The sequence below is a fragment of the Roseburia sp. AM23-20 genome (assembly GCF_003470905.1).
GTDB classification, from domain to species: domain Bacteria; phylum Bacillota; class Clostridia; order Lachnospirales; family Lachnospiraceae; genus Roseburia; species Roseburia rectibacter.
This window is the reverse complement of sequence record NZ_QRHS01000030.1, coordinates 1-26,645: the sequence shown is the minus strand read 5'-3', so window position 1 is coordinate 26,645 and position 26,645 is coordinate 1. Positions and strand designations below refer to the sequence as shown.

At 41.6% G+C, this 26,645-nt stretch carries 21 protein-coding genes; 20 read left to right on the top strand and 1 reads right to left on the bottom strand.

Annotated elements, in window-relative coordinates; translation table 11 throughout:
* Nucleotides 1-115 precede the first annotated feature (115 nt).
* Nucleotides 116-2,221, bottom strand: coding sequence for a molecular chaperone HtpG (htpG, locus tag DW650_RS17090; RefSeq protein WP_118210618.1), 2,106 nt, complete (start codon nt 2,219-2,221; stop codon nt 116-118).
* 302 nt (nt 2,222-2,523) lie between these two features.
* Between htpG and DW650_RS17085 the strand changes: the two genes are divergently transcribed.
* The 20 genes from DW650_RS17085 to DW650_RS16995 all read left to right on the top strand — a co-directional run bounded on the left by DW650_RS17085 (nt 2,524) and on the right by DW650_RS16995 (nt 26,332).
* Nucleotides 2,524-3,552 (top strand): stealth family protein, encoded by a 1,029-nt coding sequence (locus DW650_RS17085; protein WP_243006924.1) that lies wholly within the window; start codon nt 2,524-2,526, stop codon nt 3,550-3,552.
* Nucleotides 3,553-3,564: 12 nt separating this feature from the next.
* Nucleotides 3,565-6,405: a hypothetical protein gene (locus DW650_RS17080; protein WP_243103006.1), complete on the top strand. Its 2,841-nt coding sequence runs from the start codon at nt 3,565-3,567 to the stop codon at nt 6,403-6,405.
* A 196-nt stretch (nt 6,406-6,601) separates the two neighbouring features.
* Nucleotides 6,602-7,819, top strand: coding sequence for an iron-containing alcohol dehydrogenase (locus tag DW650_RS17075; protein WP_117922293.1), 1,218 nt, complete (start codon nt 6,602-6,604; stop codon nt 7,817-7,819).
* A 223-nt stretch (nt 7,820-8,042) separates the two neighbouring features.
* Nucleotides 8,043-8,204 (top strand): hypothetical protein, encoded by a 162-nt coding sequence (locus tag DW650_RS20795; RefSeq protein ID WP_117922294.1) that lies wholly within the window; start codon nt 8,043-8,045, stop codon nt 8,202-8,204.
* A 216-nt stretch (nt 8,205-8,420) separates the two neighbouring features.
* Nucleotides 8,421-11,057: a pyruvate, phosphate dikinase gene (gene ppdK / locus DW650_RS17065; protein WP_117922295.1), complete on the top strand. Its 2,637-nt coding sequence runs from the start codon at nt 8,421-8,423 to the stop codon at nt 11,055-11,057.
* Nucleotides 11,058-11,302: 245 nt separating this feature from the next.
* Nucleotides 11,303-11,938 (top strand): TetR/AcrR family transcriptional regulator, encoded by a 636-nt coding sequence (locus tag DW650_RS17060; protein ID WP_117922296.1) that lies wholly within the window; start codon nt 11,303-11,305, stop codon nt 11,936-11,938.
* Between the two features lie 38 nt (nt 11,939-11,976).
* The gene (locus tag DW650_RS20205; protein WP_241070692.1) at nt 11,977-12,156 is read left to right on the top strand and encodes a hypothetical protein; all 180 of its coding nucleotides are present in this window, start codon (nt 11,977-11,979) and stop codon (nt 12,154-12,156) included.
* 6 nt (nt 12,157-12,162) lie between these two features.
* Nucleotides 12,163-12,267 carry an FMN-binding protein gene (locus DW650_RS20685; RefSeq protein WP_334294428.1) on the top strand — a complete coding sequence of 35 codons (105 nt, stop codon included), beginning with the start codon at nt 12,163-12,165 and terminating at the stop codon, nt 12,265-12,267.
* 25 nt (nt 12,268-12,292) lie between these two features.
* The gene (locus tag DW650_RS17050; protein WP_117922297.1) at nt 12,293-13,066 is read left to right on the top strand and encodes an EFR1 family ferrodoxin; all 774 of its coding nucleotides are present in this window, start codon (nt 12,293-12,295) and stop codon (nt 13,064-13,066) included.
* A gap of 106 nt (nt 13,067-13,172) precedes the next feature.
* Complete coding sequence (locus tag DW650_RS17045) at nt 13,173-14,444, top strand: erythromycin esterase family protein (RefSeq protein WP_199536240.1); 1,272 nt, start codon at nt 13,173-13,175, stop codon at nt 14,442-14,444.
* Between the two features lie 157 nt (nt 14,445-14,601).
* Nucleotides 14,602-15,798 carry an exonuclease SbcCD subunit D gene (locus DW650_RS17040; RefSeq protein ID WP_117922298.1) on the top strand — a complete coding sequence of 399 codons (1,197 nt, stop codon included), beginning with the start codon at nt 14,602-14,604 and terminating at the stop codon, nt 15,796-15,798.
* Nucleotides 15,799-15,863: 65 nt separating this feature from the next.
* Nucleotides 15,864-19,676, top strand: coding sequence for an AAA family ATPase (locus tag DW650_RS17035; RefSeq protein WP_117922299.1), 3,813 nt, complete (start codon nt 15,864-15,866; stop codon nt 19,674-19,676).
* A gap of 283 nt (nt 19,677-19,959) precedes the next feature.
* On the top strand, nt 19,960-20,169 hold the full coding sequence (gene thiS, locus DW650_RS17030) for a sulfur carrier protein ThiS (RefSeq protein WP_241070691.1): 210 nt from the start codon (nt 19,960-19,962) through the stop codon (nt 20,167-20,169).
* Nucleotides 20,170-20,286: 117 nt separating this feature from the next.
* Entirely contained in the window at nt 20,287-21,066 is a 780-nt protein-coding gene (locus tag DW650_RS17025; RefSeq protein WP_118210616.1) for a thiazole synthase, read from the top strand.
* Between the two features lie 159 nt (nt 21,067-21,225).
* Nucleotides 21,226-22,434, top strand: a complete 1,209-nt coding sequence (gene thiH, locus DW650_RS17020; protein WP_117922301.1) for a 2-iminoacetate synthase ThiH — start codon at nt 21,226-21,228, stop codon at nt 22,432-22,434.
* Nucleotides 22,427-23,038 (top strand): thiamine phosphate synthase, encoded by a 612-nt coding sequence (locus tag DW650_RS17015; protein WP_118210615.1) that lies wholly within the window; start codon nt 22,427-22,429, stop codon nt 23,036-23,038. The genes thiH and DW650_RS17015 overlap by 8 nt, the downstream gene beginning before the upstream one ends.
* Before the next feature lie 99 nt (nt 23,039-23,137).
* On the top strand, nt 23,138-23,836 hold the full coding sequence (gene minC / locus DW650_RS17010; protein ID WP_117922303.1) for a septum site-determining protein MinC: 699 nt from the start codon (nt 23,138-23,140) through the stop codon (nt 23,834-23,836).
* A gap of 21 nt (nt 23,837-23,857) precedes the next feature.
* Nucleotides 23,858-24,649, top strand: a complete 792-nt coding sequence (gene minD, locus DW650_RS17005; RefSeq protein WP_118210614.1) for a septum site-determining protein MinD — start codon at nt 23,858-23,860, stop codon at nt 24,647-24,649.
* A gap of 11 nt (nt 24,650-24,660) precedes the next feature.
* The gene (gene minE, locus DW650_RS17000; RefSeq protein ID WP_006857669.1) at nt 24,661-24,936 is read left to right on the top strand and encodes a cell division topological specificity factor MinE; all 276 of its coding nucleotides are present in this window, start codon (nt 24,661-24,663) and stop codon (nt 24,934-24,936) included.
* A gap of 208 nt (nt 24,937-25,144) precedes the next feature.
* Nucleotides 25,145-26,332, top strand: coding sequence for a MalY/PatB family protein (locus DW650_RS16995; RefSeq protein ID WP_118210613.1), 1,188 nt, complete (start codon nt 25,145-25,147; stop codon nt 26,330-26,332).
* Nucleotides 26,333-26,645: the final 313 nt, after the last annotated feature.

The window sequence follows — 26,645 nt, the reverse complement described above, 5'->3', positions numbered from 1 at the left end:
AATTAAAAAGCAGGATTGCGTTTTCCTGTAAAATTAGAATTAAATGAAAAAAGCGATGCACGGTTTTAACCGGTGGCATCGCTTTTTTTGATCTAATAAACTGGATGACTCATATTTATTTTGCTAAAAGCATCATGATCTGATTGCTGCGCTGTACAAATTTGGACATTGCATCAACAGACAGAGGCTGGTTTGAAAGCATTGCAAGATCGTATAACTGTTCGCAGAACATCGGAACATGCTCAGAATCTTTGTGCTCGAAAATGTATTTTACAAGTTCGTTATTTGCATTTAACGTCAGGGTCTGATCTGCTGCAAACATGTTCGGGTCCATACCGCCCATGCCGTTCATTGCGTACATCTTCATCATATCCTGCATACGTCTGCCTTCCTCGGAGAGAGTGATGACAGAAGCAATATCAGCATTTTTCAGTTTCTCGACTTTGACAGTCAGCTTGTCATTGTTTAAGGCTTTTTTGAATACATCCGTCAGGGTATCTGTCTCAGCCCTTAAGTCCTCAGCAGAAGTCTCGTCCTTTAAGGATTCTGTCACATCTGCATCGATACGCATGAATTTATAATGCTCGTTGCGCTGTTCCAACTGTGAAATGAAGGAAGTATCAATGTTGTGGTCTAAGATGACAGCGTCCATGTTCTGCTCTTTGAACATCTTGATGTACTGACCCTGTTGAAGTTTGTCAGTTACATAGTAGATCACCTTGCGCTCGTCTTTTTCCTCTGCATTTTCATTTGCAGCATCAGCGTTTTCGGATTTGATCGGATTGCCATCAGCGTCTAATACTTCAGCTTCATCTTTTTTCGCTTCGTCTTTCTTTTCTTCCTCTTTGACTAAGAGTTCCGGAAGAGTAAGATATTTGTCATCGAGATTCTTAAACAGGATGTAATCGTTCATCTTGTCACAGAATTTGGTATCTTTTAAGCAGCCGAATTTGATAAATGGGCTGATGTCATCCCAGTATTTCTCATAGTTTTCTTTATCCGTCTTGCACATGCCGATCAGTTTGTCTGCAACTTTCTTGGTGATGTACTCGGAAATTTTCTTTACAAAGCCATCATTCTGTAATGCGCTTCTGGATACGTTAAGCGGCAGATCCGGGCAGTCGATCACACCTTTTAAGAGCATTAAGAACTCAGGAATGACCTCTTTGATGTTGTCAGCGATAAATACCTGATTATTGTAAAGTTTGATGGTTCCCTCGATAGAATCATATTCCGTATTGATCTTCGGGAAGTACAGGATACCTTTTAAGTTGAATGGATAATCCATATTTAAGTGGATCCAGAACAGCGGCTCCTTGTAGTCTAAGAATACTTTACGGTAAAATGCCTTGTATTCTTCATCCGTACACTCGTTTGGATTTTTTGCCCAGAGCGGGTTTATATCGTTAAGTGGAACCGGACGTTTTACGATCTTTAATTTATCTTTTGCAGGGGAAACTTCAACGACTTCTTTTTCGCCGTTCTCATTTTCTTTTTCCTCTGTTTTTGCTTCTTCATGGATCGTCTCCACAACGGTATCAGTGTCTAATTTATCAGCAGCGTCGATCGTCTCATATTCGGTCTCGGCATTTGCTTTTTCAAGGAAGATCGGGGTAGGCATGAAAGAGCAGTACTTTTCGATGACTTCTCTTGCACGGTACTCGTTGGAGAACTCAACAGCATCTTCATTTAAGAAAAGGGTGATCTCAGTACCGACGCCTTCTTTATTGCCGTCAGCCATATTAAATTCTGTACCGCCATCGCAGGACCAGTGAACAGCTGTTGCACCGTCTTTGTAAGATAAAGTATCGATCGTTACCTGATCGGCTACCATGAATGCGGAGTAAAAACCAAGTCCGAAGTGACCGATGATCTGATCGTCGTTTGCTTTGTCCTTATATTTTTCAATAAAATCAGTTGCACCGGAAAATGCGATCTGGTTGATATATTCCTCAACTTCGTCTGCAGTCATACCAAGACCGTTATCGATGAATTTTAAGGTCTTTTCCTCCGGATTTACGACAACGTGAATTTCCGGTTTGTAGTCTGCCGGTAATGTATATTCGCCCATCATCTCAAGTTTTTTTAATTTCGTGATAGCATCACAGCCGTTACTGATCAGCTCACGGAAGAAAATATCGTGATCGGAATATAACCATTTTTTGATAATCGGAAACAGATTATCACTGTTAATTGAAAGATTTCCATGTTTCTCTGCCATATTCAAACACTCCTTTATGATCGTTATAAAATGCAGCGGAGCAGATCCGCTTCGCTGCTGCCTGAATCTAATATTATAACCGTAAATTTTAAAAGTCAATAGAAAATCAGCACTCTTTTTAAACGAGTGCTAACAAAAACGGCAAAAATGCTTTAAAATCGGGAAAAACAGGATTTCTTAAAAAAATATAAATTAAGCAGATAAATGGGATTTTCATTTTGCGGGATTTGTTTTATCATGATAGAAGTAAAAATTATCATGCAGATGAAAAAGACGTTAGATGGGCAGAAATGGAGATTATTATGACACGCGACAATAACATTCCGGAAATTGATTTTGTGATCACATGGGTAGATGGCAATGATCCGGACTGGCAGAAACAGAAAATGGAGTACAGTATGCAGCCGGATCTGTCGCAGAAACAGGATGACAGAAAAGAGAGATACAGAGACTGGGATCTGCTGAGGTACTGGTTTCGTGGTGTGGAGCGTTTTGCACCATGGGTGCGCAGGATACACTTTGTTACATGGGGGCATCTGCCATCCTGGTTAAATAAAGAACATCCGAAGTTAAATATTGTAAATCATAAAGATTTTATACCGGAAAAATATCTGCCGACATTTAATTCACATGCCATTGAGTGGAATATGCACAGAATCCCAGGTCTGGCAGAGAATTTTGTATATTTTAATGATGATATGTTTCTGATAAAAAAGGTCAGACCGGAACAGTATTTTAAAAATGATCTTCCGGTGGATATGCTGGCTCTTCAGCCTGATGTGGCAAATACAAAAGATCAGGTCATGCCATATATTTACCTGAATAATACCATGCTTCTGGCAAAATATTTTGACAAACGTGAAAATATGAAAAAACAGCCGGGAGCATATTTCCATCCCGGTTATCCGTTTATGTATTTTATTTATAATATGTTAGAACTGGCGTTCCCATTGTTTACAGGATTTTACACGGTTCATGGGCCGTCTTCTTTTAAAAAGAGTACTTTTGTGAAAATGTGGGAATTAGAACCGGAGTTGTTAAACGAGGTGTGCAGCCATAAATTTCGTCAGAAAGAGGATGTCAGCCAGTATGTGCTCAGGGAGTATCAGAAACTGACAGGCGGTTTTGTTCCCGGCAATGTAAGAAAACTCTGCCGGTATTATGATGTCTCAAATGATAACAGCAGGATTGTGGCTGATATAGGTCATCAGAAGAGTGGAAGCGTCTGTTTGAATGACAGCAATCAGGAGATTGATTTTGAATGGGCAAAAAAAGAACTTCATATGGGATTTGCACAGATCTTGAAGGAAAAATCTGCATTTGAAAAGTAAGAGGTGAAAAAAGTGATCGTATTAAAAGCAGATAGCGAATTAAAAATGACATTTGAACGGCTGATAAAGACCATGCATGCAAATGTAAACTGGACAGGTCTTTTTGTGGCACTTGATAATTATCTCATTTTACAGGGGGAAGTGCGCTCCCTGTTTTTTCATTTTGACAGCAGAAAAGTGGCGGAAAATATTGTAGATCTGCCGATCAAAGAAGATGAGATCAAAGATACCGATGAGGCAGCAGTACGGGATGTGATCAATATGATCCTGTATGCATTTGGAAAATGGGGGACGATCCAGGGACTTCGTGTGGAAAAAAATACGGAGCAGCTGAATACTCTTTTCGGGCATGTGCTTGCAGGAATCTATATTGAACCGGAATATACCACGCAGTATTTCCGTTTTTATCATGCAGGAAAGCGTATTACCTATGAAGATGTGATACAGGCGGCACTTGAGGCAAAAGAAGCAGTGCAGAAGGAAGAGGAAGCAGACGAGGAACAGGGACTCTGGCATAAAGTTGAATGGAAGATGGCGCATACTGTTTTTGAGAGAACAGAACTTTCACTGTCAGAAAGAGCAAAAGGCAGGATTGGCAATAACTTTTATAAAGTTGGTTACCGCTGCCCAAAATGCAAAGGAAATCTGCATATGATCATGTATCCGAAAGGAAAAGAGTTTCGGATTGAGACGCCTGAGGGAGTAGTCCTTTTGGCAAAAGCATGTACCTGTGCGGCGTGTCACAGATTTTATACGCCGCGCCCATGGAAACTTCTTGGAGACGGCGATATTTATCTGATGGATTTTGAGGAGGATAAAAAGGCATACGAAGATTATCTTGAGCTGATGGGGCGTAACGGCGAGCATGAGGCAAACAGTCGTTATAATGAATATGAGGACGGCAGAAAGCCGGCGGGTGTCGAGGATGAGCAGCAGCCACTTGAGGAACTGTGCGAGGATCTGCCGGAATATTCAGATGCAGACTTTGAGGAATTATTAAATAAGATAGAAGAGGGATTTTTCCCGGAAAGCAGTATTGCAGCCTGCGAACCTGCCATACAGGAGGAAAAAAAGCGTCGTAAAAAGTTAAAGAGTACGCCTGCATCAGATCAGGACGAAGTCACAGATGATGAAGAAGAGCAGGATGAGAGCAAGAACCGGCACGAAGAAAAACAGCATGGAAATGAAAGCGCGGGTGAAAGTGGATGGAAGCGGAACGAGCGGGAAGAAAAGCAGGCAGATGCACGCCGGAATGAGGAGAAAAGTCTGCATGTAAATGCACGACAGAGTGAGAATGAAAGACGTGAGGGAAATATTTCACGGAATGAGAACGAAAGGCTGTATGCAGATGCACGTCAGGATGAAACCGAACGACGCCATGTGAAAGGTTCCCGATATGAGAGTGACAGCAGGCAGCCGCACGAAGCTGGGCAGATCAGCGGGGAATCGTCCGATGAAAAATATGCACAGGTAAATAATGCGGAGGCACAGAAAGTCCGCGAGACTTATCAGGCTAAATTTGGAGTCGCAGACCGTATGTCAGAGCGCCAGCTTTCCGAATTAAAACACCAGCTCATGCATGAAACAAGAATTTCGCCCGAAGAGCGGAAACAATACCTGGATATGTTAGAGGAAAAAGAACAGGACAGAAAGCTTACCGCGTTAAATAAAAAGGCAGAGAGCTGCGCAGATAAAAATTATGCCGTGATGCGCCGTGTCTATGACGAGATTGCAGAGGAAAAGCTGCCGCAGGAGAAAAAACAGAATCTGCTTTTAAATCTGAAACAGAAAATGCAGACACAGGCAGAGCGGGAAGTCGCAGAGCTGGTTGGAAAAATGCCGCCTAATATGGACAGGGCACGTTACCATGCACTTCGGGAGAAATTAAAAGAATACGAAGGAGTAGATTTAACCCCATATCAGGAACGGTTAGAATCGCAGAAAAATCTTGCCGAACAGCAGGAAATAAAAAATATGATCCGCCAGTCGAGAAAAATCACCAGAGATGATCTGACAGAGCTTAAGGAGCGTCTGAAAGAAAAGGAGTTTGAGCCGGGGCTGGTTTTGCCGTATTTTGAGCAGATCGAGAACAAAATCCGCCAGATGGATGAAAATGAGATTGCAGAGATTGCCGGTGATCCGGTGCATATGTCCTTTGAGGAGGGAATGGATGCATATCAGAAGATAGCAGACGGACCTTATTTACCAGATCTGAAAGATAATGCATTAGAACTTTTAAGCAGGCGTCTCTCAAAGATCAAGACGGATGAATGTGAACAGCTGGTAAATAAACTCAAAAATGAACTGAAAGAAGCGGGTATCGCTGAAAATCAGAAACACTATTTTTATCCGGCAAGAAAAGTGCTGTTAAAACAGGCAGCACCGCAGGAAACAGAGGTTATCGATTATGCCATGGCATCCTATGCCGCAGGAAACGGTCTGTTCGAATACCCGATCTTTGTGGTGGATACATCGCGGAATAACAGTGGAAAAGAGGGAATCATTCTGACGCCGGAACATCTTTATTACAGTACTCTTATGACATCCTACCGGATCGATGTGTCATCTGTTCTGGAGATCAGTGCATCCACAGGACTTTTAAACCGTGGAGTTTATGTGACTGAAAAAAATGGAAAAAAGACGAAAATTCCGTATGCGGTGGACAATAAGCAGCTGACGGCATATGCGGGAGTGTTAAACGAATTTATACATTACCTGCAGGAAAAACCGGATTCGAGAAATATTTCTTATCTGGCGAAAGAAAAACATGATACGATCTGCTGTTTCCGCTGTGGTTATGTATATAAGGGAGGAAATGTCTGCCCGAAATGTGGATTTAAGAACAATGCTTAGAAAATATTAAGAATTATTAAAAATGCATAAAATAGCTTCTTATTTTTGAAAAGTGTGATATAATATTACTATACATATTGTTATTTAATTAACAAAATATGTGACAGTTACATAAAAATTGCACACAGTTAAGGACACATAAAATACAGTATTGTGTCAGGGGGCAGCCAGAGGATGGCAGCAGATTGGAGGAAAGATGGCAAGATTTACATTACCACGCGATTTGTATCATGGAAAAGGGGCATTAGAAGCATTAAAGACGTTTGAAGGCAAAAAGGCGATCATCTGTGTAGGCGGTGGTTCCATGAAACGTTTTGGCTTCTTAGACCGTGCAAAACAGTATCTGGAAGAAGCCGGTATGGAAGTACAGCTTTTTGAGGGAATTGAGCCGGATCCATCTGTGGAGACTGTAATGAAGGGTGCAAAAGCGATGGAGGAGTTTGAACCAGACTGGATCGTTGCAATCGGAGGAGGTTCACCGATCGATGCAGCGAAGGCAATGTGGATCAAATACGAGTATCCGGATATCACATTTGAGGATATGTGCAAAGTGTTCGGCATTCCGAAACTCCGCAAAAAAGCGCATTTCTGTGCAATTTCTTCCACTTCAGGAACTGCAACAGAGGTAACAGCATTCTCTATTATTACAGATTATCAGAAAGGTATCAAATATCCGATCGCTGATTTTGAGATCACACCGGATGTTGCAATCGTAGATCCTGAACTTGCAGAGACGATGCCACAGAAACTTGTTGCACACACCGGAATGGATGCAATGACACATGCGATCGAGGCATATGTATCTACTGCAAACTGTGATTTCACAGACCCGCTTGCACTGCATGCGATCAAGATGATCCAGAGAGATCTGGTAGGATCTTATAACGGGGATATGGAAAAGAGGGATAACATGCACAATGCACAGTGCCTTGCAGGTATGGCATTTTCCAATGCACTGCTTGGTATCGTTCATTCCATGGCACACAAGACGGGTGCAGCATTTGCAGATTACGGTGCACATATCATCCACGGTGCAGCAAATGCAATGTATCTGCCAAAAGTTATCGCGTTCAATGCAAAAGATGAGACGGCAAAGAAACGCTATGGTGAGATCGCTGATTTTATGGGACTTGGCGGAGATTCTTTAGATGAGAAAGTTGATCTGCTGATCAGATATCTGCGCGGCATGAATGATGACTTAAAGATTCCGCACTGCATCAAAAATTATGGCGCAGACAGTTATCCGGTGGAGCAGGGATTTGTGCCGGAAGAGGTATTCTTAGAGAGACTGCCGGAAATCGCAGCCAATGCCATCTTAGATGCTTGTACCGGATCGAATCCGCGTCAGCCGAGTCAGGAGGAGATGGAGAAACTGCTGAAGTGCTGCTACTATGATACGGAAGTAGATTTCTAGGATTTTTAGAGTCTGAGAATAAAAAGGAAAAGAAAAAGACAGACGGATTTTCCGGTTGGGAGGGAATGATCCGTCTGTTTTTATGTGCGTTCAGCGAAGCCGATGCATGGGCTTAAGTCATTCTCGTGGACTTGCTGTGGGCTTATTTTATCCTTTGGACTTACGACTTTGAACTTTGTGCCCTGTGGTTGTGGGTCCTTTTCTGGTTTATCTGAGATTCCAGATGCACCGGCAGCTACTGTTTCCAACTTGTGCTGGTTCTGCGTGGATCATAAAAGTTGACACCACATGGTACCGTGATAAAAAATGTACCAAAAAGGTAACCTCAATTAAAAAAGGCAGCACAGGGAAAATGACGCTGTATGCGAAGTGGAAAAAGAAATAAATACTTACAAAATGTTCCACATCACGAAACAAAGTTTTGCATTGTGAAAATGTAACAAAAAAACAGGGATAAATAGCAAAAAAAATGTTGCTATTTAGACAAAATATGATAAAATGAATATGTGCGTTTTAGAAATGCACATGACATGGCTTGATTATGGAAACAAATACAGTGTCCATAATTACATAGTAATATAATTTAGGAGGAATTATCAAAATGGCAAACAAATGGGTGTATATGTTTAGCGAAGGCGACATGACCATGCGTAACCTGCTTGGCGGTAAAGGTGCCAACCTTGCAGAGATGACAAGCATCGGACTTCCTGTACCACAGGGATTCACAATCACAACAGAGGCTTGTACACAGTACTATGAAGATGGTCGTAAGATCAACGACGAGATCATGGCTCAGGCTATGGAAGGCGTTAAGAAAATGGAAGAGATCAACGGAAAGAAATTCGGCGATCTTGAGAATCCATTATTAGTATCTGTTCGTTCAGGAGCAAGAGCTTCCATGCCAGGTATGATGGATACCATCTTAAACCTTGGTTTAAATGACGAAGTAGTTGCTGCTATGATCAAAGGTAATCCGGATCCTGCATTCGAGCGTTTCGTATATGACTCATATAGACGTTTCATTCAGATGTTCTCAGATGTAGTTATGGAAGTTGGTAAAAAATACTTCGAGCAGCTCATCGACAAGATGAAAGAAGAAAGAGGCGTTAAATTCGATATCGACCTCACAGCAGCTGACTTAAAAGAGTTAGCAGAGCAGTTCAAGGCTGAGTACAAGAATCAGTTAGGAACAGATTTCCCTTCAGATCCTGTTGAGCAGTTAAAACTTGCTATCGAGGCTGTATTCCGTTCATGGGACAACCCACGTGCGAACGTATATCGTCGTGATAACGATATTCCATATTCCTGGGGTACTGCAGTTAACGTAATGCCTATGGTATTCGGTAACTTAAATAACGAATCTGGTACAGGTGTTGCATTTACACGTGATCCTGCAACTGGTGAGAACAAACTGATGGGTGAGTTCTTAATCAATGCACAGGGTGAGGACGTAGTTGCCGGTGTTCGTACACCTATGCCGATCGCTCAGATGGAGAAAGAGTTCCCGGAGGCATATGCAGACTTCCTTAAAGTTTGTGAGACTCTTGAGAATCACTATCATGATATGCAGGATATGGAGTTCACCGTTGAGAACAAGAAGTTATACATGCTTCAGTGCCGTAACGGTAAGAGAACAGCTCCGGCTGCACTTAAGATCGCTTGTGATTTAGTAGACGAGGGACATAAGACTCCGGAAGAGGCAGTCGCGATGATCGATCCTCGTAACCTTGATACATTACTTCATCCACAGTTTGATGCTGCTGCATTAAAAGCTGCTACACCGATCGGAAAAGGACTTGGTGCTTCTCCGGGTGCTGCCTGCGGTAAGATCGTATTCACAGCAGAGGATGCTGAAGAGTGGAATGCAAGAGGAGAGAAAGTCGTATTAGTGCGTCTTGAAACTTCTCCGGAAGATATTACTGGTATGAAAGCTTCCCAGGGTATCTTAACAGTTCGTGGTGGTATGACATCTCACGCAGCCGTAGTTGCACGTGGTATGGGTACCTGCTGTGTATCCGGATGTGGCGATATCGCTATGGACGAAGAGAATAAGAAATTCACATTAGCTGGCAAAGAGTTCCATGAGGGAGATTATATCTCTATCGATGGTACAACCGGTAACATTTACGATGGAGCTATCAAGACAGTTGACGCTACGATCGCTGGTGAGTTCGGACGTGTTATGGCATGGGCTGATCAGTTCAGAACTCTTAAGGTTCGTACAAATGCAGATACTCCTGCAGATGCTAAGAAAGCTCGTGAGCTTGGTGCAGAAGGTATCGGTCTCTGCCGTACAGAGCATATGTTCTTCGAGGAAGACAGAATCGCTGCTTTCCGTGAAATGATCTGCTCCGATACAGTAGAAGAGAGAGAAGCTGCATTAGAGAAGATCCTGCCATATCAGCAGGGAGACTTCGAAGCATTATATGAAGCTCTGGAAGGCAACCCAGTTACTATCCGTTTCCTTGATCCGCCTCTTCATGAGTTCGTTCCTACTGAGGAAGCTGACATTGAGAAACTTGCAAAAGCTCAGGGTAAATCTGTTGAGACAATTAAGAACATCATCGCTTCTTTACATGAGTTCAACCCAATGATGGGACACAGAGGATGCCGTCTTGCAGTTACTTATCCGGAAATTGCAAAGATGCAGACAAAAGCTGTTATCCGTGCAGCAATCAACGTTCAGAAGAAACATTCTGACTGGACTGTAAAACCTGAGATCATGATCCCATTGGTTTGCGAAGTAAAAGAGTTAAAATATGTAAAACAGGTTGTTGTTGAGACAGCAGATGCTGAGATCGCAGCAGCAGGTATCAAACTTGATTATGAAGTAGGTACTATGATCGAGATCCCAAGAGCTGCTCTTACAGCTGATGAGATCGCTAAAGAGGCTGACTTCTTCTGCTTCGGTACAAACGACTTAACACAGATGACATATGGATTCTCTCGTGACGATGCTGGTAAGTTCTTAAATGCTTACTATGATAAGAAAATCTTCGAGAACGATCCATTTGCAAAACTTGACCAGACAGGTGTTGGTAAGTTAATGGAGACAGCTATTAAACTTGGAAAACCGGTTAATCCGAAACTCCATGTTGGTATCTGTGGTGAGCACGGTGGAGATCCTTCATCTGTTGAGTTCTGCCACAAGATTGGTCTGGATTATGTATCCTGTTCACCATTCCGTGTGCCGATCGCTCGTTTAGCTGCAGCACAGGCTGCTATTGCAAATAAATAATTTGTTGTAAGGTAAAATGTTGCCTGTGCTGCATGCACAGTGCAGCAATTGCAAACAAATAATGTGTATTGCATAAATTAAAAAGGGGATATGTTATTTTTGGGAGAAGGTAATATATAGAGAGAAAACCCGCATGAACCGAAAGGTTTGTGCGGGTTTTTTGTGTGTAAGGGTAAGGATTGACAATCCATATATTTGTCAATATAATTAAACTGAGAGTTTAATTAATAAAAAAGGAGAGGTATATGGGACGAAGAAAAAAAGAACCGAGGGCAGTACATAGAGAAAATATTGCGTCAGCGGCATCGGTATTGTTTATGGAAAATGGAATTACGGCAACTTCCATGAGCGATATAGCAAAAGCTGCCGGGTACAGCAAAGCTACGTTATATGTATATTTTGAAAACAAAGAGGAGATCGTTGGTCTGCTGGTTTTAGAGAGCATGCAAAAATTATATGGATATATAGTTGCTGCGTTAGAAGAGCAGCAGACAACAAGGGCGAGATACGATATGATCTGTAAAGGTTTAATACAGTATCAGGAAGAATTTCCGTTTTATTTTAAAATGGTGTTAGACAAAATTAATGTTGATTTTAAAGATCATGATTATCTGCCGGAAGAGAAAGCTACCTATCAGGTAGGGGAAGAAATCAATGAAAAAATGAAAGAATTTTTAGCGGCAGGCATTCAAAAAGGCGATTTGCGTGAAGATTTAAAAATAATGCCTACGATCTTTCAGCTTTGGGGAATGTTAGCAGGACTGATACAGCTTGCGGCGAATAAGGAAGAATATATCAAAATGTCGATGGATTTATCGAAGAGCGAATTTTTAGAGGATGGGTTTTGCATGCTGTATCATTCCATAGAAAATATTCTATAAAAAAAATACCAGAATAATAGAAAGAGGAGGAGTTTGAAATGAGTATATCCAGAAAAAAGATAGTGATGATTCTTATTATGTTGTTTCTTCTTTTAGCATTAATTTTTGGAACTGCTTATATAGATCGTGTAGGAGAGTATAAGCGGGCTGTAAAGGAAACGACTATTGAAGAAGTAAATATTTCGGATATTCCGGATGGAGTTTATATCGGAGAATAAAATGAGATCGTTGATGAACAGAGAATAGACGTCGATACCGTTTCAGGTGCGACGAATTCGAGTATTGTTATTAAGAAGGCGGTTGAGGTTGCACTTAAAGGAGCTGCATAAAATTTTATTGGGAGTGAGTAAGTGTATGTTAGGAATCTATTTGAGTGGTACAGGCAATACGAAACATTGTGTTACAAGACTGGTGAAATTAATTGATGCGTCAGCCGATGTGGTTCCATTAGAGGATGAATCTGTTACTGATAAAATAAAAAGGAATGAAACGATTATCCTGGGATATCCGACGCAGTTTTCGAATGCACCATATATGATCAGAGATTTTATCCAAACGCATGCCTCTTTATGGACGGGCAAGAAAATGATATGTGTCGCGACCATGGGAGCATTTAGCGGGGACGGCGCCGGATGTGCAGCGAGACTTCTGAAAAAATACGGAGCAGTAATCTTAGGCGGCGTACATATTAAAATGCCGGATTCCATATGTGACAGTAAAATGTTGAAAGAATCAGTGGAAGAAAATGAAAAGATCATCAGGAAAGCGGATGAAAAATTGAAAGAAGCTGCAGAACGGATCAGGCAGGGGGATTATCCTGCGGAGGGGCTGACAATTTTCGCCCATATAGCAGGACTTTTTGGACAAAGGCTCTGGTTTTATAAAAAAACAGCGGGATATACCGACCAGCTAAAAATAAATCAGGATTGCGTGGGATGTGGTAAGTGTGCAAAAATCTGCCCCATGAAAAATATCACGATGGAGAATGGAAGACCTCATCCAGGTGGCAAATGTACGATGTGTTACCGCTGTATATGTAATTGTCCACAAAAGGCGATCACACTTTTGGGAAGTAAAGTTATCTTGCAATATAAATTTGAAGATTCTTCCAATCTTACAAAAATGTAAGATTTATCAGGGAAATGTAAGCTAATAAAATGGCGGTACATTTCCTTTTTTGTTAAGATAAAGTCGTGAATTAAGTAAAGCAGATAATTTTTGGGGAGGGAAATTTATGAAAAAGAAAAAACATTCGCGAATCTGGGCTGTCGTAGGTATAATCCTGCTGGGTATAGTTGCTGTCGGCAGTATATATTCTCATTTTGGAGGATTTGGTACCGGACCATGTGCTGATGAAACGGAATTTATGCAATACGCAGACCAGGTGGATAATATAAAAATACCGGAGAAAACAAAGATTGTGGCATTAGGGGAAGCATCCCATGGAAATGTAGGGTTTCAGCAGTTAAAACTTTCCGTATTTCAAAATCTGGTGGAAAATGCCGGGATAAGGGCATTTGCACTGGAGGGAGACTATGGCGGATGTGAGTATGTGAACCGTTACATTCACGGCGGGGAAGGAACGGCAGAGCAGGCTGCCGCGGCGATTGGCTTTGCAATATACAGAACCGATGAGATGGCAGATCTGATTTCTTATATGCGAAAATACAATGAGACTGCAAAGGCTGGAGATGACTTAAGATTTTATGGGTTTGACATGCAAAACTGGTCCTATAATCTGCAGTATCTGACCGAGGCATGTAAAGCGTCAGGAATCGACGTAACTGAACTGAAAAAATTAGAAGACAATGACGAGGCAGACGGCGGCTATGATATTGAGGAACAGACCAGGATTATAATGGAGATAAAAAAAGAATTGCAGGAATCAGATGCGAAAGACATTAAACAGGCAGATCATCTGGCAGATACGCTGCTGCAGAATATTTCTCTTGGAAAAGTGATCGATTCTGCCGTAGAAGGAAATGCGCTCAGAGATCAACGGATGGCAGAAAATGTGATGTGGATTCTTTCTATGGAAGAACAACGGGGGAATGCATGTATTTTTATTTCCGGTCACAATGGACATATAGAGCGGTCTGGAAATTATGGCACGGATAACAGGGTTATGGGAAATATTTTATCGGATGAACTTGGAGAAGGATATTTTGCAATAGGAACAGATTTTTACAAGACAAACTGCAATCTTCCGAAAAGTGATGGAAAGCGTATCACGCACACGTTTTATTCGTATGATCCTCTTGCAAAAGCCGCGAAGAAAGCCGGTTATGATATGTGCTGGCTGGATTTTTCAAAGGTTCCGGAAAATTCAAAACTGAAAGAACAGATTACAGATCATGTTTCTATGGGATCATTAGGAGAGGGTTACAGTGCGTTTTTTATGAGTATTTTCCCTCAAAGTTACCGCATATCACAATCGCCGGAAAAATTGTATGATGGAATGATTTTTGTTGCGGATGCACATCCGATAGAGATCCGGGAAGAGTAGAAAAATAATCGGTCAGGTCTTTGAAAATTGTGTTTTGATTTTCAGAGACCTGATTTTTGTGAAAAAGTAACAAAAACAAAACATATGTTTGCATTGCGCGGTGTTATGTGGTACATTTAAATCAAATATTACGATTGATATAGTACAGGGGGAGAACATGAAATTTCTTCATATCTCAGATTTACATATTGGGAAACGTGTCAATGAGTTTTCCATGATCGAAGATCAGAAATATATTTTACGGCAGATCAAAAAAATTGCATTGGAGCAGCAGGTGGATGCAGTTATGATCGCGGGGGATATTTATGATAAGCCAGTTCCGTCTGCAGAGGCGGTACAGTTGTTTGACAAGTTTCTGACAGAACTTGCAGATTGCGGGAAAAAGGTATTTGCAGTCAGTGGAAACCATGATTCAGCGGAACGCATTGCATTTGGTGCGCAGCTTATGAGCAGCCGGGAAGTTTATGTTTCTCCGGTTTATGATGGAGAGGTAAGATGCGTTACCTGTCAGGATGAATACGGAGAACTGTGTATCTGGCTGCTTCCGTTTATACGTCCTGCGGTTGTGCGCCATGCGTGGAGAAATGTGACAGAGGGGATATCTATTGGGAAAAATGATGCCGGGACAAAACAGGATCTTGCGAAAGAAGATAACGTGGAGACAGTGGAAACATATCAGGATGCACTGCAGTATGTCGTATCACACATGCCGGTAGACATATCAAAGCGTAATATATTAGTGGCACATCAGTTTGTGACAGGTGCAGCCCGTTGTGAGTCGGAAGAAGTTTCTGTTGGCGGATTAGACCAGATCGAGGCGGGAGTATTTAATATTTTTGATTACGTTGCACTGGGGCACATTCACAGTCCACAGTATATCAGCCGGGAGACACTGCGTTATTGCGGAACACCGCTCAAGTATTCTTTTTCAGAGGCAGAACAGGAAAAGTCTGTTGTTGTTATGGAGATAAAGGAGAAGGGGGATATCTGTATTGAAAAGGTTCCATTGAAACCTCTTCGTGATCTGCGTAAGATTCGTGGAACCTACATGGAACTGATGGCAAAAGATTTTTATGAGGGCACAGAAACGGACGATTATCTGCAGATCACGCTGACTGATGAGGAAGATGTCCCGGATGGAATGGCGAAACTTCGGACGGTATATCCCAATCTGATGCAGCTTGTCTATGATAATAGCAGAACCAGACAGAGCAGGCAGGTTGAAGTGACGGAGCATGTGGAGCAAAAGTCAGAGATAGAATTGTTTGAAGAATTTTACGAGATACAAAATAATCAGCCGATGAATGAAGAACAGCAGAATTTTGTAAAAAAACTATTAGAGGAATTACATTAATATTGTAAATAACTATTTGATCTCAATATTATTATGTTTTCATAAAACAGGAAAAAGGAGCGGTTATGAAACCAGTCAGTCTTACAATAAGTGCATTTGGACCATATGCGGGAGAACAGACCATAGATTTTGAACGGCTTGGATCACAGGGATTATTCCTGATTACAGGAGATACCGGAGCAGGAAAGACTACAATTTTTGATGCGATCACATTTGCATTGTACGGGGAAGCCAGCGGTGATGTGCGCAAAGCGGATATGTTCCGCAGTAAATACGCCAAAGCGGATGTGAAAACATTTGTGCGTCTGACGTTTGAGTATGCAAATAAGCGGTATATCGTAGAACGCAATCCGGAATACATGCGTCCAAAAGGACGCGGAACTGGAATGACAATGGAAAAAGCGAATGCTACGTTAGAGTATCCGGATGACAGGGAACCGGTGACAAAAAGCAGAGAGGTTACACGTGCCATCACAGAACTGATTGGTTTAGACTGCAAACAGTTTACCCAGATAGCGATGATCGCACAGGGAGATTTTCAGAAAGTATTGTTTGCAAATACGGAGGAGAGAGGAAAGATCTTTCGACAGATATTCGGTACAGATATTTACCGTGTGCTGCAGGAACGGCTGAAAGATGCTGTGAAAAAGCAGTGGAGAGAATATGATGAACTGCGGCGCAGTATCAATCAGTATATGGATGGAATTGTTTGTGATAGTGATTCATTGAATGAAGAAGGGGCAGCAATCGCTGAAAAAATGAACCTGCTCAAAAAAGAAAAGTTTGATGGCAGGGTGGAAGAGGGAATTTTGCTTTTAGAGCAGCTCTGCCAGGTACAGAAAGAGTCATTAGAATATTTACAGAATGAGAAACAGACACTTGATGAAAAGATCAGAAGTGCGGATGAACTCAGTGGAAAAGTACGGGAAAATACAAAAAGAAAGCAGTTATTAGAAGAGAAAAAGCAAAGATTAAAGGAATTAGAACCACTACTTATAAAGGCAAAAGAAGATATGTTGTACGCCCAAGAAGCAGCAAAAGACTGCGAAAGATTAGACAGGGCAGTGGAGGAATATGAAAAGAAGCTGACACTATATGAAAAAATCCAGAAACTTGACCTGGCACAGCGGACAAAACAGCAGGATATAGAAGAGAAAGTTCAAAAAAAGCAGCAGGAGGAACAGAGAAAAATCAGGCTGGAGGAAAAACTGCAGCAGGAGAAAGAAAATTTAAAATCATATGAGGGTGCTACTGTAGAAAAACAGCGTGTGGAACGGGAAATCCACACAATTACAGAAAAAAGAGATTCGTTAGAAAATCAGAAAAAAAAGATTGTTGAACTGGAAACAGCACTTTCAGTCAGAAAGGAAAGTTTAAGTTTACAAAAGAAAACAGAAGATCATCTGTTAATGCAGGAACAAAAACTAAAAGAAGAACAGGAACAGAAGAAAGATGCTGCAGGCTGTGAAATTGTCTGTAAGAACGCATTAAATGATATCCGGCAGAAAATAAGAAATCTGACAGAGATTACGGAACAGTTGGAAACGGCAGCAAAAGAAGTGAAAAGACTGGGCATGGAACAGGATAATGCACAGAAGAAGTATGATACGAAAAGCAGCGAACTGCAGCAGCAAAAAGAAGTGTTAGAGCAGGTTTCCGACGCAGAAAGAAGGGAAAAACAGGCTGAAACAGAGAGTATTAAGGTATCGGAAGCAATACGCAGACAGGATGAGCTGGAAGATAAGTTAGAAGATTGGGAAAAAATCAGTAAAAACAGGGAAAAGGCACAAAAAGAGTATCAAAAAGAGGTCACAGCGCAAAAACAGATCAGTGAGCATTACAGGAAGATGGAGCAGCAATTCTGGGATGCACAGGCAGGAATATTGGCACAGGGACTGAAAGAAGAAGAACCGTGCCCGGTCTGTGGCTCAGTGCATCATCCCCTGCCGGCAGTTATACCACAGGAGACTCCGGAGAGGGATGAGTTAGAGAATGCGAAAGCGGAGGATGCAAAATCAAGGGAAAAAGTCAGCAGGCTGAGTGAAAAGGCACATCAGCTTATGGTACAGGAAGAAGAAAAAATATCTGCTGTATTAAAAGATGCAAAGGAATTATTGGGAATATCTGATGACAAAATGTCTTTAGCAGAGATCAGGCTGGAGAATCAAAAACAAAAGAATGCGAATGAGGTACAAAGACAAGAATATAAAAGTCAAAAAGAAAAGGCAAAGAATGATTTGGACACAAAGAATCTGTTAGAACAAAAGATGCAGGATACGCAGAATGAACTGACGCTGTTAAGTGAAAAGAAGAATGCCCTTGGACAGAAGAATGCTACGGCAAAGGAACGTTATACACAGCAGAAACAGCAGTGGGAGAAAAATATTGCTGACTGTGGCTTTATGCTGGAAAATACAGAAGATTCCCAGATTGTTTTATCACAGCTTTCCCAAATTGAAAGAGAACGAAATATGCAGTTTTTGCAGGCAAAAAAAGACAGGGAGCGTGTGGAACAGATTGCAGGTGAATTAAAAGAAAGTGAAGAATCAAAGCAAAAAATACGTGTAACGATCAGCAGCATCCAGGAAGAAATCGCAAAACTGACAGGAAATAAAGAGACTGTCGAAAAGCAGATGAGAACAGACATGCAGTCTGTATGCAGTCAGGCAGATATCTTCGGAAATACCGGCACTACTATCGTGCAGAAAATACAGGAAGCAGAGCACGAACAGATGGCTTTCGCAGAGGATGTGATTGTCATGATGCAAAATGCAGCCAGTGAAAAACAGGTGGAATTATCCAAAAAGCAGGAGAAAGAACGAAAAAAGGCTGCATTAGAAAAGCAGATTCCGCTTGATGAAACAGAAATAAAAGAACTTACCAGTCAGATCGGTGCGGCAGAAAATGAGATAATACGTTTACAGACAGAGTATGTAAACGAAGAAAAAGGTTTAAAAGAACTGAAAGAGCAGGTAGAAGATATTACAAAAGAGGAAGTACAGTCACAGATAGAAAAATGTACGGAACAAAAGAAAAATCTTGAAGAGAACAGGGAAAAGACGAGGGAAACCTATAATAATTACGAAAAAAATACGGAGAGTGAAAAAGGTGCCATTCAGGTACTTCTTGGTCAGATTAGGGAGACAGAAAAGTTGATAGCACTTCCGGAAGAAGAAATCGAAAAACAGGCGGAAGAACTGCGGACAAAAAGAAGTGAGATCGAAGAAAACAGGGCATCAAAATATACTTCTTATCATGCGAATATGAATATCTGTGAAAATGTCAGTAAAAAACAAAAGGAGATTGCACAGACTGAACAGAAATATGTCTGGATGAAGTCGCTTTCCGATACAGCAAGCGGTATGTTGACCGGAAAGGCAAAGATCGAATTAGAAACTTACGTGCAGATGGCTTACTTTGACCGGATATTGATCCGTGCAAACAGGAGAATGCTTACGATGAGCAGTGGGCAGTATGAACTGCAGCGTGAGGAGGAGACAGGAAGCCGCAAGGAAAAAGCAGGATTGGAACTTTGTGTGGTAGACCATTATAACGGAACAAAGCGCAGTGTCAAGACACTTTCCGGCGGAGAGTCATTTCAGGCATCATTGTCGCTTGCACTTGGATTGTCGGATGAGATACAGTCTTATGCAGGCGGAATCCGTATGGATTCCATGTTTGTAGATGAAGGGTTTGGCTCGCTTGATGAGGATGCCCTAGAGCAGGCATTAAAGGCATTGTTACAGCTTACAGAGGGTAATCGTCTGGTAGGCATCATTTCACATGTATCGGAACTAAAAGACCAGATTGACAAAAAAATCATTGTAACGAAGCATCGGACGCCGGAAGGTGTCAGCAGTGCTGCACAAGTGGAGTAAAATATAGTGAATTAGTATAAACTTTTTTCTTGACTTCACCACTGTATAGTGCTATCATCTGAAATAGAGTGAGCAGAGCGTTCATGAAGGGGTACACCACCTTGGGTGTATTTCTTTGTGAACGCTTTTTTGATTCATAGGAAATTACGTCCTATGAATCAAAAAGTCCTCCGGGCAGGATGCGCATCTCGCGGAGAAGAAGTTAGCTGTAAATAGCACTGCTCGAGCGCGAAAGAGTCGCAAGCGACTCTTTGTTTTTGCCTGAAAAAACAAAAGGAGGAAAATGAAAGGATTTATGGAGATCAATGGAAAGCATGCAACGTTGCCGGAAGGAACAACAATACTTGATTACTTAGAGCAGAATCATTACGTGTTAGCGCAGATTGCAGTTGAGCACAATTATGTGATTTTAGACAGGGAAGATTATGCGAAAGTTGTTTTAAAGGATGATGACATTTTAGAAATTGTCAGTTTTATGGGTGGCGGCTGTTAAGCTGGCATAAGCGGAATATCTGGCAGAAATAAAGAAAATTGTAAAAGAAAAAAGAGTTGATAGCTGTGTTATCAGAAAAGATATAACAGTACAGACATAACAGAAAAGAGGAAAAAAATGAGTGAAATGACGAAAGATACATGGACATTAGGAGGACATGAGTTTACCTCCAGATTTATATTAGGTTCCGGAAAATATTCCTTAGAGCTGATTGATGCAGCAGTAAAAGAAGCAAAAGCAGAGATCGTGACGATGGCACTGCGACGTGCAAATGAGGGTGGTGTGGCAAATATCTTAGATTATATTCCAAAGAATGTGACATTGCTGCCAAATACATCCGGGGCACGAAATGCAGAGGAGGCAGTCCGTATTGCAAGACTGTCAAGACAGATCAGCGGCAGTGATTTTGTGAAAATCGAGGTCATTCATGATTCAAAATATCTGCTGCCGGACAATTATGAGACAGCGAAAGCAGTAGAAGTGTTAGCAAAAGAAGGATTTGTTGTAATGCCATATATGTATCCGGATCTCAACGCAGCACGTGATATGCAAAACGCAGGTGCAGCCTGTATCATGCCGCTTGCGGCGCCGATCGGTTCAAACCGTGGAGTATGTACAAAAGATTTTATCCAGATATTGATCGATGAGATCGACCTGCCGATCGTCGTGGACGCTGGCATTGGAAAACCATCCCAGGCATGTGAAGTTATGGAAATGGGAGCAGCAGCGGTTATGGCAAATACTGCGATTGCGACAGCAGGTGATATTCCGGCAATGGCATCTGCTTTCCGTGAGGCTATCGAAGCCGGAAGAAAAGCATACCTGTCGGGTTGTGGACGTGTCAAGATGGGTGGGGCAAGTGCATCTTCTCCACTGACGGGTTTTCTCTCTGAATAATTCAGAAGAATCAGAGTGGCAAATATGGGAGCAGAATAAAAATTAGTTTTATGGAAATTTTGAATCAGAAAATATAATGCATTTTTTATAATTTGATTTGAACAGAAAAATGAATATAAAAAGTTTCGGGTTCAAAATAAGCACAGGGGATAAAAAATCATGGAACATATCAATGAAAGTATTTTAAGCGACGAGATAAAGGAACACCAGAAAGAAGCAAGAATCGATCATATGACATATTTGCCGGGGATGGAAGCGTTGAGATCCGATATCACAAAACAGGTGGTTGAAGTAATGCAGGCATATGATTATGACAGTTACACAGCGGAAGATGTACGGAGGGCACTTACAAAAAGAAACCGTACACCAGAAGATTTTGCAGCGTTGCTGTCACCTGCGGCAGAGCCTTTTATTGAAGAAATGGCACAGTGCGCAAAGGTGGAAAAAGAAAATCATTTTGGTAATTCTGTCTGCTTTTTTACACCACTTTATATTGCAAATTATTGTGAAAACTACTGTATTTACTGTGGATTCAACTGTCATAACCGCATCCGCAGGGCAAAGCTGAATACGGAGGAAATTGAAGCAGAAATGGCTGAGATCGCAAAATCAGGTCTGCAGGAAATATTGATTCTGACAGGTGAGAGCAGAAAAATGTCGGATGTGGAATATATTGGAGAAGCATGTAAAATTGCAAGAAAATATTTTAAAGTCATAGGACTTGAAGTTTATCCGATGAATTCTGATGAATATGCATATCTGCACAAATGCGGTGCAGATTATGTGACTGTTTTTCAGGAAACCTATAATTCAGATAAATACGAGACACTTCATTTAGCAGGACACAAACGTATTTTTCCATACCGTATGGAGGCACAGGAGCGTGCAATCCGCGGCGGTATGAGAGGTGTGGGATTTGCAGCACTGTTAGGGCTGGATGATTTCAGAAAAGATGCGTTTGCGACAGGAATGCATGCTTATCTGCTGCAGAGAAAATACCCGCATGCAGAGATTGCTTTTTCCTGTCCGAGACTTCGTCCGATTATCAATAATGACAAGATCAACCCGATGGATGTGCATGAAAAACAGCTTCTGCAGGTTGTGACGGCGTACCGTCTGTTTATGCCATTTGCAAGTATCACGGTTTCTACCAGAGAGTGTGCGAGGGTAAGAGACAGTCTGATGGAGATCGCTGCAACAAAGATTTCTGCGGGAGTCAGCACCGGTATCGGAAGCCATGCAAAGGGACTTGAGGATCAGGGAGATGAGCAGTTTGAAATTTCGGATGGAAGGACAGTAAAACAGGTGTATGATGCATTGCTCGAAGAAGGACTGCAGCCTGTTATGAGTGACTATATTTATGTATAAAAAAGAAAATCCAATTCCGGGAAAAATAATTGCGGTTACAAATCGCACACTTTGTGACCGCTCATTTTTAGAACAGGTTAAAAGAGTATGTGAAAAGAAACCAGCGGCGCTGATATTAAGGGAAAAAGATCTGCCGCAAACAGAATATGAAAGTCTGGCAATACAGGTTTTAAAAATTTGTGCAGAATATGGGGTGATCTGTATTCTGCACAGTTATCTGGAAGTCGCAGAGCGGTTAGGGAGCAGGTACATTCATCTGCCGCTTCCATTATTAAGAGTTTATATGGAAAAAACGGAAAATGAGAAAAAGCAGACAGAGACAAAAGTTAAAATGATCTTAGGCTGTTCCGTTCATTCTGTGGAGGATGCTATCGAGGCGGAAAAACTAGGTGCATCTTATCTGACCGCAGGTCATATTTTTGCCACAGATTGTAAGAAGGGGCTTCCGCCGCGTGGAACAGAATTTTTAAAACAGGTGTGTAAATCCGTGCATATACCGGTATACGCTATCGGTGGAATCGGGTTTGGTGATGGAAAAGTTGACCTTGTGTGTGAATGTGGGGCAGAGGGAGCATGTATCATGTCAGCGTTTATGACAATATAACATAAAAAATATAAAAATTTCAATCAAATTTCTCATGTCGCATTGCACCTGTTTCAAGAATCTGCTATACTAAATCGGATAGTAAAGTGGAGGGACGATATGTCACAGGCAGTTGTTATAAAAAGTAATAAATACGGGATACATCTTGTATTAAGCAATGAGATATCTTTTAAAGCACTTTTAGATGCCATCGTCGAGAAGTTCAAAGAGTCAGAGAAGTTCTTTAAAGGGGCAAAACTGGCGATTTCTTTCGAGGGAAGAAAGCTGACACATGATGAAGAAATGGCTATCATTGATGCAGTGACATCTAATACAAGTATCGAGATATTGTGCATTGTAGATCATGATCCGGACCGTGAAGCATACGTCAAGCAGCAGATCGAAGAATATCAGGCATCTGTGCAGCAGCCGTATGTGGATGGAGGGACTCAGTTTTACCGCGGAACGCTTCGCTCAGGTCAGACACTTGAGAGCGAAACAGGTATTGTAGTGGTAGGTGATGTCAATCCGGGCGCAGCAGTCATGGCAAACGGCAGTATCGTTGTACTTGGAGCGGTAAAAGGAAGTGTCTATGCAGGACTTGGTGGAGATGACAGTGCATTTATCGTTGCACTGGATATGGACCCGATTCAGATCCGCATTGGAAATGTTCTGGCAAAGAGTCCGGACAAACCTTTTGGCAGGCGTAAAATAAGAAAAAAGGTCAAGGAAACGACCACGTCTCCGCAGATTGCGTATTTAAAAGATGGAACAATCTGTATTGAACCGCTGACAAAAGAACTATTAAGCGATATTTAACGGCAGGAGGAATTTTTTGAAATGAGTGAAGTTATTGTAATTACGTCCGGAAAGGGCGGAGTTGGTAAAACGACTACAACCGCAAATGTTGGAACAGGTCTGGCACAGTTAAATAAAAAAGTAGTGCTGATCGATACCGATATCGGACTTCGTAACCTGGATGTTGTAATGGGACTTGAAAACCGCATTGTTTACAACCTGGTAGACGTTGTAGAAGGAAACTGCCGTGTTGAGCAGGCATTGATCAAAGACAAAAAATATCCGAATTTATGTCTTTTACCGTCAGCACAGACGAGAGATAAGTCAGCAGTATCTCCGGAGCAGATGCAGGCGCTGATCGAAGATTTAAGACAGGATTTCGATTATATTTTATTAGACTGCCCGGCAGGAATCGAGCAGGGATTTAAGAATGCCATTGCAGGTGCAGACAGAGCACTTGTAGTTACAACACCTGAGGTTTCCGCAGTGCGTGATGCAGATCGTATCATCGGACTGCTTCAGGCAAACCAGATCCAAAAGGTTGATCTTATCGTAAACCGTCTGCGTATGGACATGGTAAGACGTGGCGATATGATGAATGTAGAAGATGTGTGCGATATTTTAGCGATCAATCTGATCGGTGCAGTACCGGATGATGAGAATATCGTAATTTCTACGAATCAGGGTGAGCCGTTAGTTGGCAGCAACTGTCTTGCGGGACAGGCATATCAAAATATCTGCCATCGTATTCTTGGCGAGGAAGTCGCATTCCTTGATCTTGAGGCAAAACAGGGAGTATTTTCAAAATTAAAAGATTTATTTAAGAAAAATTAGGAGGAACAGTCATGGGATTGATGGACTTATTTAAAAAGAAAAGTTCCGGTGATGTTGCAAAAGACCGTTTAAAACTTTTGCTGGTGACTGACCGCGCAAGCTGTTCCCCGGAAATGATGGAGCAGATCAAAAACGAGATCATTCAGGTAATTTCAAAACATATGGATATTGATATGGAAGGCCTTGACATCCAGATCACACAGACAGAGTCAGAGTCAAACAATGGAACTGTACCGGCATTGTTTGTTAATATTCCAATCCGTGATATCAGACACGGAAATTCATAAAAACTTATTATTATATATAAGAGATCATAGACTGTTCGAAGGAGAATACAGATTTTCGTTTGAACAGTCTTTTTTAGTACTATTGACATATGATATTGAAAATGCTAATATCATACTAATTTGATATGAATTAAATGATAAAAGAGAAAAAGGATGCGGCAACTGATAACAGAAATACAAAGGATGAGCAAAGGAGCAGTATCCCGGAATGGAGTATGTCATGAAGTACGATTTTGATGAAGTAGTAGAGCGAAGAGGAACCGGATGTTTAAAATATGATTTTGCAAAAGAGCGTGGAAAAAAAGAAGATGTATTGCCACTGTGGGTTGCTGATATGGATTTTAAGACTGTGCCGGCGGTAACAAAAAGACTGCAGAAAGCAGTGGAACATGGGATTTATGGGTACAGTGACAGTAAGGAAGATTATTTTGCAGCAGTGTCAGGATGGTACCGTGATCATTTCGACTGGAACACAAAGCAGGAGTGGATGATAAAAACTCCAGGGGTCGTTTTTGCACTTGCGGCAGCAGTACGTGCTTATACAGAAAAAGGCGATGCCGTACTGATTCAGCAACCTGTATACTATCCATTCCGTCAGGTGATCGAATCAAATGACAGAAAGTTAGTCAGCAGTGATCTCGTCTTGCGGGATGGTCATTATGAGATTGATTTTGAAAATTTTGAGGCAAAAATAAAGGAACATCAGATTCATTTGTTTTTACTCTGCAGTCCGCATAACCCGGTAGGACGTGTCTGGAAAGAATGGGAATTAAGAAAGATCGGAGAAATATGTCTGAAATATCAGGTTGTTGTTGTCAGCGATGAGATTCATAGTGATTTTGTGTATCCGGGAAATAAACATTATGTATTTGCGTCTATAGAGCCGGAATTTGAGAAGATATCCGTGATCTGTACAGCACCAAGCAAAACATTCAATCTTGCCGGACTTCAGGTGTCAAATATTTTTATTGCTGACGAAGGATTGCGTAAAAAATTTATCCGTGCGGTGGATCAGGCGGGGTACAGTCAGGTAAACCTGATGGGACTTGTCGCGTGTCAGGCTGCTTATGAAGAAGGAGCAGAATGGCTTTTGCAGTTAAAAGAATATCTGCTTGAAAATCTTTCCTTTGTACGTGAATATCTGAAAGAAAATCTGCCAGAAGTCAAATTGATCGAGCCGGAAGGAACGTATCTGATCTGGCTGGATTTTGAAGCGCTTGGACTGGAAAGAAAAGAACTAGAGGCTCTGATCGACAAAGCCGGACTGTGGCTGGATGCCGGAACTATTTTTGGAAAAACAGGAATAGGATTTGAGCGCATTAATATTGCATGTCCGAGAAGAACATTAGAGCAGGCGTTTGTGCAACTGAAAAAAGCGGTGGATCAGTTGAAGTAGTATGGGATAAATGCGTTGCCTGCCAAATGCTGGTTTGCGGGTGACATGAGTTTCCTCGTGCAGGGTGGTTCCGGGGGTTTTCGATTGGCAAATTGCATCAAGCCGGGACTCTTTTTGTTCCGTTGTACGAAAATAAGAAAGTCTAAGTATGCCTGATTTATATTGTGGCGGAGTGACGTGTGCGTCTTAAATGTGCCATCCGGGCACATTAAGACTTGTGCTGCCGTCCGTGGCAGCACAACACTGTGTTACGGACAGGCATCCTAAGAGTTTCTAATTTTCTTCCAAAGTCACAAAACGAGTCCCGGCTTGA

Bases quoted from the DNA above. Each gene is read 5' to 3' on its own strand.
- DW650_RS17045 (WP_199536240.1), top strand. From the start codon at position 13,173: ATGAAAAAGAAAAAACATTCGCGAATCTGGGCTGTCGTAGGTATAATC.
- DW650_RS17040 (WP_117922298.1), top strand. From the start codon at position 14,602: ATGAAATTTCTTCATATCTCAGATTTACATATTGGGAAACGTGTCAAT.
- minC (WP_117922303.1), top strand. From the start codon at position 23,138: ATGTCACAGGCAGTTGTTATAAAAAGTAATAAATACGGGATACATCTT.
- thiH (WP_117922301.1), top strand. From the start codon at position 21,226: ATGGAACATATCAATGAAAGTATTTTAAGCGACGAGATAAAGGAACAC.
- DW650_RS17085 (WP_243006924.1), top strand. From the start codon at position 2,524: ATGACACGCGACAATAACATTCCGGAAATTGATTTTGTGATCACATGG.
- DW650_RS17025 (WP_118210616.1), top strand. From the start codon at position 20,287: ATGAGTGAAATGACGAAAGATACATGGACATTAGGAGGACATGAGTTT.
- DW650_RS17015 (WP_118210615.1), top strand. From the start codon at position 22,427: ATGTATAAAAAAGAAAATCCAATTCCGGGAAAAATAATTGCGGTTACA.
- minE (WP_006857669.1), top strand. From the start codon at position 24,661: ATGGGATTGATGGACTTATTTAAAAAGAAAAGTTCCGGTGATGTTGCA.
- DW650_RS20205 (WP_241070692.1), top strand. From the start codon at position 11,977: ATGAGTATATCCAGAAAAAAGATAGTGATGATTCTTATTATGTTGTTT.
- DW650_RS17060 (WP_117922296.1), top strand. From the start codon at position 11,303: ATGGGACGAAGAAAAAAAGAACCGAGGGCAGTACATAGAGAAAATATT.
- DW650_RS16995 (WP_118210613.1), top strand. From the start codon at position 25,145: ATGGAGTATGTCATGAAGTACGATTTTGATGAAGTAGTAGAGCGAAGA.
- DW650_RS17075 (WP_117922293.1), top strand. From the start codon at position 6,602: ATGGCAAGATTTACATTACCACGCGATTTGTATCATGGAAAAGGGGCA.
- DW650_RS17050 (WP_117922297.1), top strand. From the start codon at position 12,293: ATGTTAGGAATCTATTTGAGTGGTACAGGCAATACGAAACATTGTGTT.
- DW650_RS20795 (WP_117922294.1), top strand. From the start codon at position 8,043: ATGCACCGGCAGCTACTGTTTCCAACTTGTGCTGGTTCTGCGTGGATC.
- htpG (WP_118210618.1), bottom strand. From the start codon at position 2,221: ATGGCAGAGAAACATGGAAATCTTTCAATTAACAGTGATAATCTGTTT.
- minD (WP_118210614.1), top strand. From the start codon at position 23,858: ATGAGTGAAGTTATTGTAATTACGTCCGGAAAGGGCGGAGTTGGTAAA.
- ppdK (WP_117922295.1), top strand. From the start codon at position 8,421: ATGGCAAACAAATGGGTGTATATGTTTAGCGAAGGCGACATGACCATG.
- DW650_RS17035 (WP_117922299.1), top strand. From the start codon at position 15,864: ATGAAACCAGTCAGTCTTACAATAAGTGCATTTGGACCATATGCGGGA.
- thiS (WP_241070691.1), top strand. From the start codon at position 19,960: ATGAAAGGATTTATGGAGATCAATGGAAAGCATGCAACGTTGCCGGAA.